The following is a 16,918-nucleotide window of genomic DNA, read 5'->3' on the forward strand; positions in this document are numbered from 1 at the left end:
CAGAGGCCGGGCGCTTTACCTATGGAAAGCATTTGCAAACCGGGTGGGGCGTTGCTAACCAACGCTGCCGCTGTTGTTTTCGCCGTTGCGGTGATTACCTAGACCGCAGCCAACTTATGCCGACCGAAAGGACTGCCCCCGTGACCGACCTGACCCCGCGCGAGATTGTCTCGGAACTGGATCGCTTTATCATCGGGCAGAAGGATGCCAAGCGCGCGGTCGCCGTGGCGCTGCGTAATCGCTGGCGGCGCAAGCAACTGGCTGATGACATCCGGGATGAGGTTTATCCCAAGAATATCCTGATGATCGGCCCCACCGGCGTTGGCAAGACTGAGATCAGCCGGCGTTTGGCCAAGTTGGCCCGCGCACCCTTCATCAAGGTCGAGGCCACCAAATTCACCGAGGTTGGATATGTTGGCCGCGATGTGGAACAGATCGTGCGTGATCTGGCCGATGCCGCGATCCTGCAGACCCGTGAATTCATGCGTGAGGACGTCAAAGCCAAGGCCCATCAGGCCGCCGAAGACCGGGTGATTACTGCCATTGCCGGGGAAGACGCACGTGAGGGCACCCGCGAGATGTTCCGCAAAAAGCTCAAATCCGGAGAGCTGGACGACACAGTGATCGAGCTGGAACTGACGGATACCTCAAGCCAGATGCCGATGTTCGATATCCCTGGCCAACCCGGCAGTCAGATGGGGATGATGAATTTGGGCGATATTTTCGGCAAGGCCTTTGGCGGGCGCACCGTCAAGAAACGCCTGACCGTCGCCGAAAGCTATGACATGCTGATCGGAGAAGAGGCCGACAAACTGTTGGATGACGAAACCGTAAACCGCGCGGCGCTGGAATCGGTTGAACAGAACGGCATCGTGTTTCTGGACGAGATCGACAAGGTTTGCGCCCGTTCGGACGCACGCGGCGGTGATGTCAGCCGAGAGGGGGTGCAGCGTGACCTGTTGCCTCTGATCGAAGGCACAACCGTCTCCACCAAGCATGGGCCGGTCAAAACCGACCACATTCTTTTCATTGCCTCAGGCGCGTTTCATATTGCCAAACCATCCGACCTGTTGCCGGAACTGCAGGGGCGCCTGCCGATCCGTGTCGAGCTGCGCGCACTGACCGAAGAGGATTTCGTCCGCATCCTGACCGAGACAGACAACGCGCTGACCCGCCAGTACACTGCCTTGATGGGCACCGAGGATGTCACGGTCAGCTTTACCGAGGACGGCATCGCAGCCCTGGCGAAAATCGCAGCGGATGTGAACCAAAGCGTCGAGAATATCGGTGCACGTCGGCTTTACACCGTGATGGAGCGCGTATTCGAGGAATTGTCTTTCACAGCCCCCGATCAGGCCGGTTTGGAAATCACCGTGAATGCACAGTTCGTTGACGACAATCTGGGTGAGCTGACAAAGTCTACGGACCTCAGCCGTTACGTTCTGTAATATCTCCAGCCGGTTTTTGCCGGTCCGTGTCATTGACCCCGCTGGACCTGGGATCAGAATAGAGTAGCGTGTGCGCAAATTCCTTAGGGGGCGACAGGTGCTGCGCTATATTATTTTTGTCCTGACTGCGGCAACGCTAGCCGCATGTGTCGACCGGACCGTATCTCAAACCGTGCCCTCGGCACTGGAGATTGGCACGCCCAAAACCATTTACGCAGCAACCACCCGCGCGCGCGAAGCGGACGGATCCTATGGGTACCGCCGCAGCGATCAGCTGCAGTTTCTCGAGATGACGGTCTCGATTCCACCCAATCACACACCCGGGACATTGGATTTTTCCTATGCCGACCCGGACCCGGAAAATCAGTTCGTGATGGCTGATGAAGACGAGCTTGCTGGACCCCAGGGCCTTGCCTCGCGACTAAGAGGTGTGGACGAGGTTTCGATCTTTATCCACGGCTATAACACGACCCAGTCGGAAACAGTGTTCCGCGCCGCGCAGTTGGAACATGATCTGGAAATACCGGGTGAAACCATGGTCTATTCCTGGCCAAGCCAGGCAACGGGTTATGGCTATGCCTATGACATCGACAGCATGCTGTTCGCCCGTGATGGTCTGGAACAAACTGTTCGCCAGCTGAAATCAATGGGGGTCGATCGGGTTATCCTTGTGGCGCATTCCATGGGCACCGCCCTGACGATGGAGATGATGCGGCAGGCCGAGCTGCGCGAACCGGGCTGGTCGCATCGGAATATCGAAGGGGTTGTTCTGATCGCACCGGATCTGGATGTCGATCTGTTCCGGTCGCAGATGGACAGCATCAAAACGCTGCCTGACCCGTTCATTGTGATGATCTCACGCAAAGACAGGCTGCTGAGTATATCCGCACGCCTGCGCGGTACCGCCAAAAGCGAACGTCTGGGAAATATCAGCTCGGCCGATGCGCTGTCCGAATATAAGATCAGTATTCTGGATACGACCGCCTTCAACAGCGATGCCGGGTCTTCTCATTTTGTGGCCGCAACCTCTCCGGCGCTTCTTGCGATCATCAATTCCGCGCGGCGAGTCAGCAGCACCTTTGGCAGGCAACGCGGAATTGACGTGATCGCCCCCGCCGAGGTCCGCAACCCGACCGGGGCGACCGAGATTGAGCTGACCGAGACCGGGCAGGCCAAGGTCAGCTCTCCGTAATGTCCTTTCACCTGGGGCATTATCTGAAAGCAAATGCCTCATGGCTTGGCGCCGGAGTTCTGCTGACTTTTCTGTCCTGTTTTGGGCAAACGTTCTTCATCTCGATCTTTTCCGGCGAAATTCGTGCGACGTTCGGGTTGAGCCATGGAGCCTGGGGTGGGATCTATTCGCTGGGTACGACCGCATCCGCCATCATCATGATCTGGGCGGGCGGGCTTACGGATATCTTCCGGGTGCGTGTGCTCGGCCCCGCTGTCCTGGCTGGGCTAGCCGTGGCGGCGCTAGCGATGGCGTTGAACCGCTGGCTGATCCTGCTACCGCTGGTGATCTTCCTGTTGCGCCTGTTCGGGCAAGGGATGAGCACCCATCTTGCCTTGGTCGCGATGGCGCGTTGGTTTACCACAACGCGCGGCAAGGCCTTGTCGATCGCCTCGGTCGGATTTGCGGTTGGCGAAGCGCTTTTGCCGGTAATCTTTGTCGCTGCGATGGTGTTTTTGGATTGGCGCCTGCTCTGGATCATCTCGGCAGGTATTTGTGTGGCCGGCATTCCGATTCTGCTGCGCTTGCTTCGGCAAGAGCGCACACCGCAAAGTCTGGCCAGCGAGTACTCAGCAGCAGGTATGCAGGGGCGGCACTGGACACGCACCGACGCTTTGCTGAACCCGTTGTTCTGGTTCATGGCCCCCGCCTTGCTGGGTCCTTCTGCCTTTATCACCGCATTCTTCTTTCATCAGGTCCATCTGGCCGAGGTCAAAGGCTGGCAACATATCGAGTTGGTGGCGCTGTTTCCCGTCTACACAGGTGTTTCCCTGATCTCGATGTTTGTCGCGGGATGGGCACTGGATAAATGGGGAACCGCCCGAATGATGCCCTTCTATCAGGTGCCAATAGCTATCGGCTTCATGTTGGCGGCTGCAAGCACCTCGATTGGGGGTGCGGTTGCTGCATTGGTCTTTCTGGGGCTTACCGTCGGCGCAAACAGCACCTTGCCCAGTGCGTTCTGGGCGGAATTCTATGGAACCCGTCATATTGGCGCGATCAAGGCCATGGCCACTGCGGTCATGGTCCTTGGGTCGGCGATTGGCCCCGGACTGACCGGCGTGTTGATTGATCAGGGGGTTCCGCTGGACACGCAGTTCCTGTGGATCGGCGTCTTCTTCCTGCTGGTTTGTCTGCTGACCTGGATTGGAATCAGCCGCGCCGCACGCACGCTTTAGCGACTGCGACGCAGATAGACGTAATAGGCCCCGTCGCCACCATGGCTGATATGCGCGGGCGTCACCTGCATCACAGCCTGTGCCAAGGGCGGCAGTGACAGCCATTGCGGTACCTGATTACGCAAGACGCCGCGCGGAGTGGGGATGGGGCCGGGCTCATCCCGGTCCTTGCCCTTTCCCGTCACCACCAGAACCAGACGCTTGCCCGAAGCCTGCGCCGTCAGCACAAAGCGCACCAGCGCCGGATAGGCCGTGTCCATCCGCAAGCCATGCAGGTCCAACTTGCCCTCGGGCCGGAGCTTGCCACGTTTCATCCGGGCAAAAGCCTTGCTGTCCATTTGCACCGGGTTGGCGCGTAACCCTTCGGTAACGGATGGTTTCAACACATGCCGCACACCCCTGCCAGCCGCGTTCTGCCCGACTTCAAACGCCTCGATCCGGGGCTTAAATGTCTTTGTCGGTTTCGGCTTGGGCAATGAGGTGGGGTGCACCGACTGCGGGAGTTCGGGATGCAGGCGATCTGCCTGTTTGGTCACCTTGCGCCACAGATCCATTTCGTCAGGGGTCAATTTGCGGCGCGACATCAGAACTCGTCCGGTAAAAGAGCATATGCGCGCTGAATCGGCAGCAGAACCACCATGCGACCCGGATCTTTCAGGCGCCCCGCTGCGGCCCCAGCGGCATCGCCGGTTCCAAAGAAAATATCAGCCCGTTGTGCGCCCTTGATGGCCGACCCGGTATCCTGAGCGATCATCAGCCTGCGCAAAGGGTCCTTGCCATCCTTTTCGACCCAGACTGGAGCACCCAGCGGTGTGTATACCGGATCGGCGGCAATGCTGCGCATGGTGGTGACCGAACGGTTCATCGCACCCAGAGGGCCAAATTCGGGTGCAACACGATTCACCTCGCGGAAGAACACATAAGACGGGTTGTGAAACAGCAATTCGGTACCCGCCTCGGGATTCTTGCGGACCCAGGATTTGATCATCTGCGCACTGACCTGATGCGCACCCAGGGCACCGCGCCGGATCAGTTCGGACCCGATCGAACGATAAGGATGCCCGTTGGCACCCCCATAACCGACCCGCAGCGCCTTCCCATCGGGCAACCGGATACGACCTGAACCCTGAATCTGCAGAAAGAACAGCTCGACTGGGTCGTCCACCCAGGCGATTTCAAGACCGCGGCCCTGCATGACATCACCGGTCAGCAGATCGCGACGGGATAACCATTTTTCGGCTCCGCGCGCCTCAGGAGGCATTTTATAGATCGGGTATTTATACCGCTCCGATCTGGTTTTGGACCCGTCCAGTTCGGGTTCAAAATAGCCTGTGAACAGGCCATCCTTCCCGTCTTCGACCAGAACGGGACGGAAGAACAGCTCAAAAAATGACCGGGCCGCATCGGGCTTATAGGTGCGTGCCACGCCGCACAATGCCTGCCAGTCCGGATCATCCAGATCACCGCACGTGTTCAGAAAAACCGAAAGGGCCGCCCCGTGATCATCGGCGGCCCAACCATTCAGGTCATCATAGGACAGTATGGATCGTGTCACCTCGGCACTGGCAGAGGTGGTCATGACAGCCACCAGGAAAAGCGACCGAAACGCTGCAATCATGCGTCCGTGGCAACAAGCAGCCAGTTCGGATCGTCCGAGCCCATAACGCGGGCAAAGGTCCAGCTGTCCTTTTGACGTTTAACCGTGTTTGGGTTGCCCTCGATGATATCGCCACCACGATCCCGCACGGCCGAAGTCAGCTCACCAACAAATTTCATGGTGATTTCGGCCTGGTTGGTATCCTTGTCAAAGCTCACATCTGCCAGTGTGGTTTCGCGCACACCGATAAATTCGGCCTCGATGGTCAGCCCCTGATCCTCGCGCGCGGCAACGACCGAAACAAAGGTTTCAAATACCTCTTCCGACAGGAAGGGCTGGATTTCATCCAGATTGCCCTTTTCGAACCCCATGACGATCATCTCATAAGCGCCGCGAGAGCCCTGAACAAATTCACCCACCGAAAAGCCCGGCTCGATCCGTTTCATAGCGGATAGGGTCTGCGCCTGTTCGCTGTCCTCGGGCACGTGATCGGTAATGTCGTGATCTGGCCCACCCTCAATCACCTCAAAATCACGGCGCGACTTATTGGCTTCGGACTGTTGTTGAAGCGGGGGTTTCTCAAAACCCTCACGTGTACCCAGTACGCTTTTCAGGCGCAGGATCAGGAAAACGGCAATTCCGGCCAGGACCAGCAACTGGATCATTGGTTCGTTCATTTCATCCTCTTGGTCAGACCGCGACTTTGTATACACGGCCTCTTGCCACTATGTAGGTGACAGTTCGGGACAAGTCTACCGCCCGACCTGCAGTAAAGGATAATGCAAATGTACCTGTTCCTGGCTTTTTTACTTGTTCCGATCATCGAAATCGGCCTGTTCATTCAGGTTGGTGGGCTAATCGGACTGTGGCCAACCCTTGCGATCGTGGTTCTAACGGCCGTTCTGGGTACCGCCTTGGTGCGGACACAAGGTCGCATGGCGTTGGAAAACCTGCAACGATCCTTTGCAGAGCTTGACGACCCGACCGAACCTTTGGCCCATGGCGCGATGATCTTGCTGTCTGGTGTCTTGCTGCTGACACCGGGGTTTTTCACCGATGCCGTTGGATTTGCGCTGTTAATCCCTGGCGTCCGGGTCTCTGTATTCCGTTATCTCCGCTCGAAGGTCACAATCACGCAGTTTCAGATGGGCGGCGGGACGCAGTTCAGGACCGAGCCCCAAGCATCGACCCAGGGCGATGTGATCGACGGTGAATACACCGAGGTTCGCCCCCGTCAGAACCCGTCAAAGCCATCGAAATGGGTCGAAGGGCCGCACCAGCATTGAGGTGCCTCGCCCAACTTGCTAAGCAGTGGCGAATTTCAGTTTCGGAGTAGACCCATGGCCGAAGACGGCGCCCAAGAAAACACCGCGGCCCAGACCGCACCCCAGATCCAGATGCGCGTTCTGGGACAATTCATTCGCGATATGTCCTTTGAAAACGTGATGGCGCAAAAAGGCGTGTCTGGCGATGTCCAGCCCGAGATCGCGGTTCAGGTCAATCTGGACGCCAAAAAGCGCCCGGCTGAGCATCAATACGAGGTGTCGATCAAGCTGAACCTCAAATCCAAAGCCAAGGGCATGGAAGACATCCTGTTCCTGTGCGAGCTGGATTATTGCGGCCTGTTCCATGTGGAAGGTGTCGCCGAAGACCAGCTGCATCCGTTCCTGATGATCGAATGCCCGCGCATGCTGTTCCCGTTCCTGCGCCGCATCGTCAGCGACATCACGCGCGATGGAGGATACCCGCCGGTTAACCTGGACAATATTGATTTTGTCAGCCTGTACCGGAATGAATTGATGCGTCGCCAGGCCGAGACGCAAAAGACTCAGGCCTAATCAGGCCTCCCCGCGCCGGAGTGACCTCAGGCGCGGGACCAAAGGGCGTTTTCGCCCAGTTTATCAATAAATTTCTCATGCGCCGCGCGCTCGTCTTGGGTGATCCGGGACGGCAAGGCATCTTTGCGCGGCGATGGCCGCCACTCTTCTGCTCCGCCAGCGGAAGACGACACAGAGGTCGAAAGCCCGAAATCTGGCTGACGTCCGCCGATCAGCTCAAGATAGACCTCAGCCAGAATTTCAGAGTCAAGCAACGCCCCGTGCAAGATCCGGTTCGAGTTGTCTATGTTGAACCGCCGGCACAATGCATCCAGCGAGGCGGGCGAGCCCGGAAACCGTTTGCGCGCAATCGCCAGCGTGTCCAGTGCCTGATCCATCGGGATCGGCGGCAGTCCCATCCAGCCCAGCTCGGCATTCAGAAACTTCATGTCGAATGACGCGTTGTGGATCACCAGTTTCGAATCCGCGACAAAATCCCGAAACCCCTGACCAACCTTGGCAAAAACCGGCTTGTCCTTAAGCGTGACCTGACCTTTTTCCACCGGGCGGGGTGGTTCCAGCAGGTCGGGGCCAATGCCGTGCACGCCAAACGCCTCTTCGGGCATGAACCGTTGAGGGTTGATATAGACGTGATAGGTTTCGCCCGTGGCGACGTGATTCCAAAGCTCAACCGCACCGATTTCCACAATCCGGTCGCCGCTTTCAGGATCAAAGCCTGTGGTTTCTGTATCGAGTACGATCTCACGCATCTGTCAGCCCTGCCCGTATCTGTCTGACCACATCCTGCACTTGCGCGCGGGCGTGGTCCAGACTGTCCGTGACGATCACAAAATCAGACCGCGCGCATTTTTCGTCATTCGGCATCTGCTTGGCTTTGATCTGCTCGAACTGCGCCTCGGTCATGGTACCGCGCGCCATCACGCGGCGTTTCTGCTCGTCAGCCGGGACCGAGACACAGGCGACTGCATCCATCGCCGCATCTCCATCGGTTTCAAATAGCAGGGGAATATCGAAAACCAGAATATCTGCGGTGGCTTGTTCCCGGAACGCCGCTCGATCCGCCGCCACCAGCGGGTGAACAATGGCCTCAATCGCTTTCAGCGCCGCTGGGTCTGCCGAAATGAACCGTTTCAATACTTCCCGGCTAACCGCGCCGTCGATAATGGCCTCAGGAAACGCCCTACGCATCGGCTTGATCGCTGTCCCGCCACGCGCGTATAGCCGATGCACGGCGGCATCTGCGTCCCACAACGCACAGCCTTCGTCGACGAACATGCTGGCAGTTGTGCTTTTTCCCATGCCTATAGAACCGGTCAGGCCAAGTGCAAAGCTCATCCCAGTACCGCAGCACGCAAATCAGAAGTGACTTCAGGGCGCACCCCAAACCAGCTTTCAAATCCAGGTACGGCCTGATGCAACAACATGCCAAGGCCATCTACGGGTGTGCATCCCGCCTGTTCTGCTGTTTCCAGCAAGCGTGTCTTAAGTGGCGCATAGACCAGATCGGTGACTATGGCACCGGGCTGTAACCCGTCCAGAGGCACCCGCAGCTCGGGCTGGCCGTGCATCCCAAGCGAACTTGTGTTGACCACAAGTTCCGCATCTTCAACCACGTTGCCCGCTTTCAACCAATCCACCACCGTTATGGTCGTACCAAACTCTTCCTTCAGGCGATCTGCACGTGTGCGCGTCCGATTGGTCAAGAAAATCTCGGGCACACCTGCATCGACCAACGCTTGAAGAACAGCACGCGCGGCGCCTCCGGCACCAAAGACAACCGCGGGACCATCCGCTGGAATCCAATCTGGGGCGCCGCTGCGCAGGTTCTGCATGAACCCGTACCCATCGGTGTTATCCGCATGGATCGAACCGTCGGGCTGAAACACAAGCGTATTAGCAGCCCCGATCTGCTTGGCCCGGTCCGAAGCCGTATCCGCCAGATCCAAGGCCACCTCTTTATGGGGCACTGTGATGTTGGCCCCGACAAATCCGGCTTTGGGCAAAGTTCGTAGAACAGCCTCAAGATCATCCGGTGCGACATCCATGGGGATATAGTGACCGGCCAGGCCATAAGTTTTCAGCCAATGGCCATGCAGTATTGGGGATTTCGAATGGGAAATCGGATGCCCGATCACACCCGCCAGCGGGATCTGCTTGCCACTCATTGATCAATCACCCCTTTGACCGCCAGAAAATTCAACAGCTCCAATAGGGGCATACCCAAAACGTTAAAATAGTCACCGTCAATGGTTGCGAACAGCCGCACGCCTTCTTCCTCAAGCTTATAGGCCCCGACTGCGTGGCGGATGCTGTCCCAGTTGCGCGCAACATAGTCGCGTAGATAGGCGTCCGAACTCATCCTCATCCGCAGGCGCACCTGACCTACATGTCGCCAGATCGGCTCGCCATTCTGATAGATGACGGCTGCGGATAACAGCATATGCCGCTTGCCCCGCATCGCTTTGAGCTGCGCCAGCGCATCCTCGGGCGATTGCGGTTTGGACAAAAGCTGACCTTCGAAATCCAGCACCTGATCACATCCCAGAACCATCGGCCCCGGCACCTTGTCGCTGACCTTGCGGGCTTTCATCTCTGCCAGAGTATCGGCAATATCACGTGGAGATGCCTCTTCGGCCAGCAAAGCCCGTTTGGCGGTCTCTTCGTCCACGCGTGCAGTTTGAACGGTAAACCGCACGCCCGCATTCTCTAGCAACTGCGCACGAATGGATGACCCCGAGGCCAATATGATGGGGACAGAAATGTGGAAAACCCCCTGAGCAAATGGTTGATCGTTCAAGGATGGTTTGTATGGTTTTCCTGTTGACACGCAAGCCCGGTGTTTTCGCGAAAAACTTCTATGAGTCGCCCGAACCCTGTCCAGTCTGGACAAGGATAACTTTGAACATCGGGACAAGCGGGATATCCCAGCTTATTCATCAAGTTATCCCCGGAAGTCTACGCATTACATATTCATAACATATTGTTTTATTGTAGTTTTTTATGAAATCAACAGAAACACCCAGTTCTCGGGTGAAACTATCCACCTGGGGAAAACAGATGGGTAAATAAGTAATCCACGGAATTTGATCTCCCTACAAAACCATCATCCTTTCTCTTTTCCTATTTTTTTTATAGGGAGAGATCCAAACCACGCCCGGAGCTGGAATGACTGATCTTCTTTTCACCATCTATCCTTGGGTGAAGTCCCTGCACATCATGGCCGTGATCTCTTGGATGGCCGGTTTGTTCTATCTGCCTAGATTGTACGTCTATCACGTAGAAAAAGCCCAAGGCGTTGACGGGGCGCAGGAGATCTTCTTTGAAATGGAAGAAAAGCTGCTGCGGGTGATCATGCGCCCGGCGATGTACGTGGCCTGGGCCTGCGGCCTGATCATGGTATTCACACCAGGCATAGTCGGCTGGGATTTTGCCTGGCCCTGGGTCAAAGGCGCAGCAGTGATTGCGATGACTTGGTTCCACTACTGGCTGATGGTACGTCGAAAGGACTTCTTAGAGGGCCGAAATACGCTCACTGGGCGGCAGTATCGCATGATGAACGAGGTGCCCACTATTTTGATGGTTATCATCGTTCTGGCGGTCGTTCTGAAGTTCTGAGCAGCTATTTGACTCTTTGTAGGTAAGTGCTTATTTATCGCGTAACACGCCCGTCCGGGCGGCGTATCTTCCGTATTGAAATTCCAGTCCGAGCCGCATCCATGCGGCCAAGGTTCTTATCATCATGTCTAATGAATCCCTCAATCTGGCCGATCTGAAAGCCAAAAGCCCCAAAGACCTTCTGGCGATGGCCGAAGAGCTTGAGATCGAAAACGCCTCGACCATGCGAAAAGGCGAGATGATGTTCCAGATTCTGCGCGAACGCGCAGATGAAGGCTGGACCGTGGGCGGCGATGGCGTACTTGAGGTTCTGCAAGATGGGTTCGGGTTCCTGCGTTCGCCCGAGGCGAACTATTTGCCCGGTCCTGATGATATCTATGTCTCGCCAGAAATGATCCGCCAGCATTCGTTGCGCACCGGTGATACGGTCGAAGGTGATATCAAGGCGCCGGACGAGAACGAACGGTATTTCGCACTGATCAAGGTCACCAAGATCAATTTCGAAGATCCCGAGAAAGCCAGGCATAAAGTTGCTTTCGACAACCTGACACCGCTTTATCCGGATGAGCGCCTGAAGATGGAAGTCGAAGATCCAACCATCAAGGACAAGTCCGCCCGTGTCATCGATCTGGTTTCGCCGATCGGTAAAGGTCAGCGGTCGTTGATTGTGGCACCGCCACGGACTGGTAAGACGGTGATCCTGCAGAATATTGCGAACTCGATCGAAAAGAACCACCCTGAGTGCTATCTGATCGTCCTACTGATCGACGAGCGGCCGGAAGAGGTGACCGACATGCAGCGTTCGGTGAAGGGCGAGGTCGTGTCGTCGACCTTTGATGAACCCGCCACCCGCCACGTTGCCGTATCTGAGATGGTTATCGAAAAAGCCAAGCGTTTGGTCGAACATAAACGAGATGTTGTTATTCTTCTCGACTCGATCACAAGACTTGGTAGGGCATTTAATACCGTGGTTCCATCCTCGGGTAAGGTTTTGACCGGCGGTGTAGATGCAAACGCTCTGCAACGACCTAAGCGGTTCTTTGGTGCGGCACGGAATATCGAAGAAGGCGGCTCGCTGACCATCATCGCCACTGCGCTGATTGATACCGGCAGCCGGATGGACGAAGTCATCTTCGAAGAATTCAAAGGCACCGGTAACTCGGAAATTGTTCTGGATCGTAAGATCGCAGATAAGCGCGTGTTCCCGGCTATCGACATCCTCAAATCCGGTACGCGGAAAGAGGATTTGCTGGTCGATAAGGGTGATCTGGCCAAGACCTTTGTTCTGCGCCGTATCCTGAACCCGATGGGCACTACCGATGCGATCGAGTTCCTGTTGTCCAAGTTGAAACAGACCAAGACAAATGGCGAGTTCTTCGATTCGATGAACACCTGACACAGGTCCTGGACGCAAGCGAGGCGGTCGAATGGATACGATATTCGCCTTGGCCAGCGCGCAAGGCAAGGCAGGGGTGGCGGTCATCCGTCTCTCGGGCCCCTTGGCGCATCCTGCCGCGGCTGCTCTTTCCGGTGCTGCTTTGTCCTCCCGCGGGATGCGGGTGCGCAGCCTGTATGGCAAAGACGGATCGCGCCTGGATGATGGGGTAGTTCTGACCTTCCAGGCCCCGGCCAGCTTTACTGGCGAAGACGTGGCAGAGCTACAGATTCACGGCAGTACAGCGGCGGTCAACGCTGTCATGCGCTGCCTTGCGGACATGGACGGTTTGCGCCTGGCCGATCCCGGGGAATTCACCCGCCGTGCCTTGGAAAACGGCAAAATGGATTTGACACAGGTCGAGGGCCTTGCCGATCTGATCGACGCTGAGACCGAAGCTCAACGCAAGCAAGCACAGATCATTCTGGCCGGAGAGCTTGGGAATTTGGCTGAACGCTGGCGGCGCGATTTGATCCGCGCCGCATCGCTGCTTGAGGCAGTGATTGATTTTGCCGACGAAGAGGTGCCAACCGATGTTACCCCTGAAGTGCGCCAGTTGATCACAGATGTCGTTGCAGATCTACAACGTGAAGCTGAAGGGGTTCGTATTGCAGAACGCATTCGAACCGGGTTCGAGGTTGCGATTGTTGGCTTGCCAAATGCCGGAAAGTCGACATTGCTGAATGCTCTGGCCGGTCGCGATGCAGCGATCACGTCGGAATATGCCGGCACAACGCGCGATGTGATTGAAGTTCGAATGGACCTTGAGGGACTTCCCGTTACTTTGTTGGATACAGCGGGCTTGCGGGAAACCGACGATCACGTCGAAAGCCTGGGAATTGAGCGGGCCAAAAAGCGCGCCGAGGCCGCCGATCTGCGCGTATTTCTGACTGATGATCCAAAAGAGCTGGGCGTTCAGATGTTGGAAGGAGATATTCAGGTTCTTCCGAAGTCCGATCTGAGAAACAGTTCTGATGAAGGAATCTCAGGGAAAACCGGGCAGGGTGTGGATCGGTTGATTTCCAACATATCGCGTGTATTGGGTGATCGTACTACTACCCATGGTATCGCCACGCGTGAAAGGCATCGTATAGCGCTGATCACAGCGCGCGACGCACTTAGTGCTGCAATCGTTGTTCTGGAATCAGGTCCCGACCTGTATGATATTGCAGCCGAGGAACTGAGGACCGCGATCCGCGCTTTGGAAGCTCTGGTTGGCAGAATTGGTGTAGAAGACTTGTTGGATGAAATATTCTCAAGCTTCTGCCTGGGAAAGTAAGGAGTGTTTCACGTGAAACATTCGGATTTTGACGTCGTCGTTATCGGAGCGGGCCACGCCGGAACAGAGGCGGCCCATGCGGCCGCCCGGATGGGTGCGACTACCGCCCTTGTGACTCTGTCGGCCACTGATATCGGCGTAATGTCCTGTAACCCCGCTATTGGGGGCCTCGGCAAAGGGCATCTTGTCCGCGAAATTGACGCGTTGGACGGGGTGATGGGGCGCGTCGCAGACCAGGCGGGAATTCAGTTTCGTTTGCTGAATCGCCGTAAAGGCCCCGCAGTTCAGGGGCCCAGAACGCAGGCAGACCGGGCTTTGTACCGAGCTGCGATGCAGCGAGAAACCACGGCACAGGCGAACCTCAGCGTCTTAGTCGGCGAGGTGACAGATTTCCTGGTGAATGGACCTGCTGTTACCGGAATTCGATTGGCGGATGAGTCTGAAATATGGGCCGGCGCTGTGATCCTGACGTCTGGGACATTTTTGAGAGGCGTTATTCACATTGGTGACGTATCGCGCCCTGGCGGGCGTATGGGGGACCGTCCCTCGGTAAAGCTGGCCGAGCGTTTGGATAGCCTTAACCTGCCGCTAGGACGCTTGAAAACGGGGACACCGCCCCGGCTGGATGGTCGGACGATTGATTGGTCAGGTCTCGAAAGTCAGGACGGCGATGATGAACCTACGCTGTTCTCATTCCTCTCGATGGGGGTGGTGGCGCCGCAGATTTCTTGCGGGATTACGCATACCAATGCCAGAACACATGAGATCATTGAAAAGAACCTTTCCAGATCGGCGATGTATGGGGGGCATATTGACGGTATAGGCCCCAGATATTGCCCTTCGATCGAAGATAAGATTGTGCGGTTTGCTGATAAGGAATCTCATCAAATTTTCCTCGAGCCAGAAGGTGTGAATGATCACACAATCTATCCGAATGGAATTTCTACCTCACTGCCACAGGATGTTCAGGTCGATTATGTCAGATCCATTAAGGGGCTGGAAAAGGCAGAGATCCTCCAACCTGGCTACGCCATCGAATATGACTACGTAGATCCTCGCGCTCTGACATCATCACTGTCGTTGCCTGAGGCGCCAGGACTATATCTTGCGGGTCAGATTAACGGCACCACAGGATATGAGGAAGCTGCAGCTCAGGGAATGGTGGCTGGCCTCAATGCTGCCCTTCAGGTCTTGGGTCGGGATCCAATCCATTTCACGCGTTCCGACAGTTATATTGGCGTCATGGTCGATGACCTGACTACTCGCGGAGTGGCGGAACCTTATCGGATGTTTACCTCACGGGCAGAGTTTAGATTGTCTTTGCGCGCCGATAATGCCGACCAACGACTGACACCTATTGGCCTACGCCTAGGTTGCGTAAGCGAGACACGCCGCAAGCACTTCTCTGAAAAGATGGAGAAGTTGGGGTCTGCGAAAAAGAAGCTCACAGATCATACCTATACTCCGAAAGAAGTGCGAGAAGCTGGTATCGAGGTCAATCAGGATGGCAATCGCCGCGATGGTATGGCGATTTTGGCCTTTCCTGATGTGAGCTTTGAGGATCTTGTTCCCTTGATTCCTGAGTTGCAGGACGTTGATTCAGGCATTCGGCAGCAAGTGGAACGCGATGCGCTGTATGCGAATTATATCGAGCGGCAGAGACGTGATGTCGAAGCGATGAAACGCGATGAAGCCTATGAGATTCCGCGTGATTTTGACTTCTTCGCATTGGATGGGCTGTCGTCAGAGATGAAGCAGAAGTTGTCCAACGCCCGTCCCGAGAATGTAGCGCAGGCAAGCCGGATAGAGGGTGTGACACCGGCTGCGCTGACTCTGGTGTTGGCCAAGCTTCGCCGCGATCAGAGGGTGCGCAAAGCATGAAGGAAGAGCTGTTTGACGGTCTGAATGTTTCACGTGAAACATTTGATCGACTGGCAACATATGTTGCCCTTGTCGAGCGCTGGAACCCGAAAATCAACCTCGTATCGCGCAAAAGCTTGTCCGAAATCTGGACACGGCACATTTTGGATTCCGTTCAGGTTTTTCGATGTGCCGAGAACTTTTCGCATTGGGTTGATATTGGAAGTGGTGGCGGGTTTCCCGGTATGGTTTGTGCAATTATGGCGATCGAAGAAGCGCCAGACGCAAAATTCACCTTTGTTGAAAGCGATCAGCGAAAATCTGCGTTTTTACGCAATGTATCCCGGGAATGTGGCGCAAACTGTAAAGTGGTGGCGAAACGCATTGAAGCGGTGGACCCCCTGAATGCAGATGTTTTGTCTGCCCGCGCCTTGGCAGATCTCGGGGTATTATTATCTTTTTGTGACAGACATTTAGGCGATTCTGGCGTCGCTTTGTTGCCGAAAGGTGTAAGCTGGAAAAAAGAGGTACAGGATGCGCAGGAAGAATGGAATTTCACCTGTGATCCGATTACAAGTTTAACAGAGCCCCAAGCCGTCATCCTCAAGGTCAAAGGAGTATCACGTGGTTGATCTATCTCGTCCCTCAGGCCCCCGGATCATAGCGGTAGCCAACCAGAAGGGCGGGGTTGGGAAGACGACAACAGCCATAAACTTGGCAGCAGGCCTGGCCGAGGCCGGATGCAGGGTTTTAGTGGTTGATCTGGATCCACAGGGGAATGCTTCAACCGGTTTAGGTGTCGAGGATCGAGATTGGACAACTTATGACCTGATTCTGGATGATGCACCTTTGGATGCGGTCGTTCAGGACTCGGAGATTGAAGGCATTCTCGTTGTCCCCGCTACGGTAGATCTCAGTTCCGCCGATATCGAATTGATTTCGAACGAAAAACGCAGCTATTTACTGCATGACGCGTTACGCCAGACTGCTATTGATAAGTACGATCTGGATTTCGTCCTGATTGACTGTCCGCCATCGCTGAATCTTCTGACGGTAAACGCGATGGTCGCAGCGCATTCCGTACTGGTGCCATTGCAAAGCGAGTTCTTCGCATTAGAGGGTTTGTCCCAGCTCATGCTAACCATTCGCGAGGTGCGACAGACTGCGAATCCAGACCTCAGAATCGAAGGTGTTGTGCTGACTATGTATGACAACCGCAACAACTTGTCCCGTCAGGTCGAAAAAGACGCACGTGACAATCTGGGTGAGATGGTATTTAAAACCAAAATACCCAGAAATGTGCGGGTCAGTGAGGCTCCGTCATACGCGTTGCCGGTTTTGCAATATGACTCGGGGTCTCTGGGCGCGATGGCCTATCGGCATTTGGCCCGGGAAGTCATGCATAAGAACAATAAAACCGCAGTCTGAGCGGTACTA

18 protein-coding genes are annotated in these 16,918 nt (G+C 55.8%); 11 read left to right on the forward strand and 7 right to left on the reverse strand.

Translation table 11 applies throughout. The features are described from left to right. The first annotated feature begins 140 nt into the window (after positions 1 to 140). The 3 genes from hslU (at position 141) to AC2FIC_RS18170 (ending at position 3,857) form a co-directional block, all read left to right on the forward strand. Positions 141 to 1,448: an ATP-dependent protease ATPase subunit HslU gene (gene hslU, locus AC2FIC_RS18160; protein WP_142637444.1), complete on the forward strand. Its 1,308-nt coding sequence runs from the start codon at positions 141 to 143 to the stop codon at positions 1,446 to 1,448. A 97-nt stretch (positions 1,449 to 1,545) separates the two neighbouring features. After that, positions 1,546 to 2,640 carry an alpha/beta hydrolase gene (locus tag AC2FIC_RS18165; protein ID WP_496702921.1) on the forward strand — a complete coding sequence of 365 codons (1,095 nt, stop codon included), beginning with the start codon at positions 1,546 to 1,548 and terminating at the stop codon, positions 2,638 to 2,640. After that, positions 2,640 to 3,857: an MFS transporter gene (locus AC2FIC_RS18170; RefSeq protein ID WP_271950632.1), complete on the forward strand. Its 1,218-nt coding sequence runs from the start codon at positions 2,640 to 2,642 to the stop codon at positions 3,855 to 3,857. The genes AC2FIC_RS18165 and AC2FIC_RS18170 overlap by 1 nt, the downstream gene beginning before the upstream one ends. On the opposite strand, the gene AC2FIC_RS18175 is transcribed toward AC2FIC_RS18170, so the two are convergent. Genes AC2FIC_RS18175 through AC2FIC_RS18185 form a run of 3 tightly spaced genes read right to left on the reverse strand, consistent with a single transcriptional unit; the run spans position 3,854 to position 6,131 of the window. Further along, positions 3,854 to 4,441, reverse strand: coding sequence for a Smr/MutS family protein (locus AC2FIC_RS18175; protein WP_271950630.1), 588 nt, complete (start codon positions 4,439 to 4,441; stop codon positions 3,854 to 3,856). The genes AC2FIC_RS18170 and AC2FIC_RS18175 overlap by 4 nt on opposite strands. Beyond that, positions 4,441 to 5,475, reverse strand: a complete 1,035-nt coding sequence (gene mltA, locus AC2FIC_RS18180; protein WP_496692595.1) for a murein transglycosylase A — start codon at positions 5,473 to 5,475, stop codon at positions 4,441 to 4,443. Before mltA ends, AC2FIC_RS18175 begins: the two co-directional genes overlap by 1 nt. After that, positions 5,472 to 6,131, reverse strand: coding sequence for a Tim44/TimA family putative adaptor protein (locus AC2FIC_RS18185; protein WP_142637434.1), 660 nt, complete (start codon positions 6,129 to 6,131; stop codon positions 5,472 to 5,474). Before AC2FIC_RS18185 ends, mltA begins: the two co-directional genes overlap by 4 nt. 108 nt (positions 6,132 to 6,239) lie before the next feature. Here AC2FIC_RS18185 and AC2FIC_RS18190 point away from each other — a divergent pair, with 108 nt between their 5' ends. Continuing rightward, entirely contained in the window at positions 6,240 to 6,740 is a 501-nt protein-coding gene (locus AC2FIC_RS18190) for an FxsA family protein (protein ID WP_496690198.1), read from the forward strand. A gap of 54 nt (positions 6,741 to 6,794) precedes the next feature. Next, positions 6,795 to 7,292, forward strand: coding sequence for a protein-export chaperone SecB (gene secB / locus AC2FIC_RS18195; protein ID WP_142637430.1), 498 nt, complete (start codon positions 6,795 to 6,797; stop codon positions 7,290 to 7,292). 26 nt (positions 7,293 to 7,318) lie between these two features. Here the strand turns inward: secB and dnaQ are convergent, their stop codons facing one another. Genes dnaQ through AC2FIC_RS18215 form a run of 4 tightly spaced genes read right to left on the reverse strand, consistent with a single transcriptional unit; the run spans position 7,319 to position 10,053 of the window. After that, positions 7,319 to 8,041, reverse strand: a complete 723-nt coding sequence (dnaQ, locus tag AC2FIC_RS18200; RefSeq protein ID WP_142637428.1) for a DNA polymerase III subunit epsilon — start codon at positions 8,039 to 8,041, stop codon at positions 7,319 to 7,321. Further along, entirely contained in the window at positions 8,034 to 8,627 is a 594-nt protein-coding gene (gene coaE, locus AC2FIC_RS18205; protein WP_496692596.1) for a dephospho-CoA kinase, read from the reverse strand. Before coaE ends, dnaQ begins: the two co-directional genes overlap by 8 nt. Beyond that, positions 8,624 to 9,457 carry a shikimate dehydrogenase gene (locus AC2FIC_RS18210; protein ID WP_496692597.1) on the reverse strand — a complete coding sequence of 278 codons (834 nt, stop codon included), beginning with the start codon at positions 9,455 to 9,457 and terminating at the stop codon, positions 8,624 to 8,626. Before AC2FIC_RS18210 ends, coaE begins: the two co-directional genes overlap by 4 nt. After that, positions 9,454 to 10,053 carry a Maf family protein gene (locus tag AC2FIC_RS18215; RefSeq protein ID WP_142637605.1) on the reverse strand — a complete coding sequence of 200 codons (600 nt, stop codon included), beginning with the start codon at positions 10,051 to 10,053 and terminating at the stop codon, positions 9,454 to 9,456. The genes AC2FIC_RS18210 and AC2FIC_RS18215 overlap by 4 nt, the downstream gene beginning before the upstream one ends. A gap of 404 nt (positions 10,054 to 10,457) precedes the next feature. Here AC2FIC_RS18215 and AC2FIC_RS18220 point away from each other — a divergent pair, with 404 nt between their 5' ends. The 6 genes from AC2FIC_RS18220 to AC2FIC_RS18245 all read left to right on the forward strand — a co-directional run bounded on the left by AC2FIC_RS18220 (position 10,458) and on the right by AC2FIC_RS18245 (position 16,909). Beyond that, positions 10,458 to 10,907, forward strand: a complete 450-nt coding sequence (locus tag AC2FIC_RS18220) for a CopD family protein (protein WP_142637422.1) — start codon at positions 10,458 to 10,460, stop codon at positions 10,905 to 10,907. 124 nt (positions 10,908 to 11,031) lie between these two features. Beyond that, positions 11,032 to 12,303, forward strand: a complete 1,272-nt coding sequence (gene rho, locus AC2FIC_RS18225; RefSeq protein WP_142637421.1) for a transcription termination factor Rho — start codon at positions 11,032 to 11,034, stop codon at positions 12,301 to 12,303. A gap of 31 nt (positions 12,304 to 12,334) precedes the next feature. Next, entirely contained in the window at positions 12,335 to 13,621 is a 1,287-nt protein-coding gene (mnmE, locus tag AC2FIC_RS18230) for a tRNA uridine-5-carboxymethylaminomethyl(34) synthesis GTPase MnmE (RefSeq protein ID WP_496692598.1), read from the forward strand. A gap of 3 nt (positions 13,622 to 13,624) precedes the next feature. After that, positions 13,625 to 15,502 (forward strand): tRNA uridine-5-carboxymethylaminomethyl(34) synthesis enzyme MnmG, encoded by a 1,878-nt coding sequence (mnmG, locus tag AC2FIC_RS18235; RefSeq protein WP_496692599.1) that lies wholly within the window; start codon positions 13,625 to 13,627, stop codon positions 15,500 to 15,502. Beyond that, positions 15,499 to 16,113, forward strand: a complete 615-nt coding sequence (rsmG, locus tag AC2FIC_RS18240) for a 16S rRNA (guanine(527)-N(7))-methyltransferase RsmG (protein WP_142637416.1) — start codon at positions 15,499 to 15,501, stop codon at positions 16,111 to 16,113. The genes mnmG and rsmG overlap by 4 nt, the downstream gene beginning before the upstream one ends. Then, positions 16,106 to 16,909: a ParA family protein gene (locus AC2FIC_RS18245; protein WP_142637414.1), complete on the forward strand. Its 804-nt coding sequence runs from the start codon at positions 16,106 to 16,108 to the stop codon at positions 16,907 to 16,909. The genes rsmG and AC2FIC_RS18245 overlap by 8 nt, the downstream gene beginning before the upstream one ends. The last annotated feature ends 9 nt before the right edge of the window (positions 16,910 to 16,918 follow it).

This window comes from Ruegeria sp. CDSC079 (genome assembly GCF_059610505.1).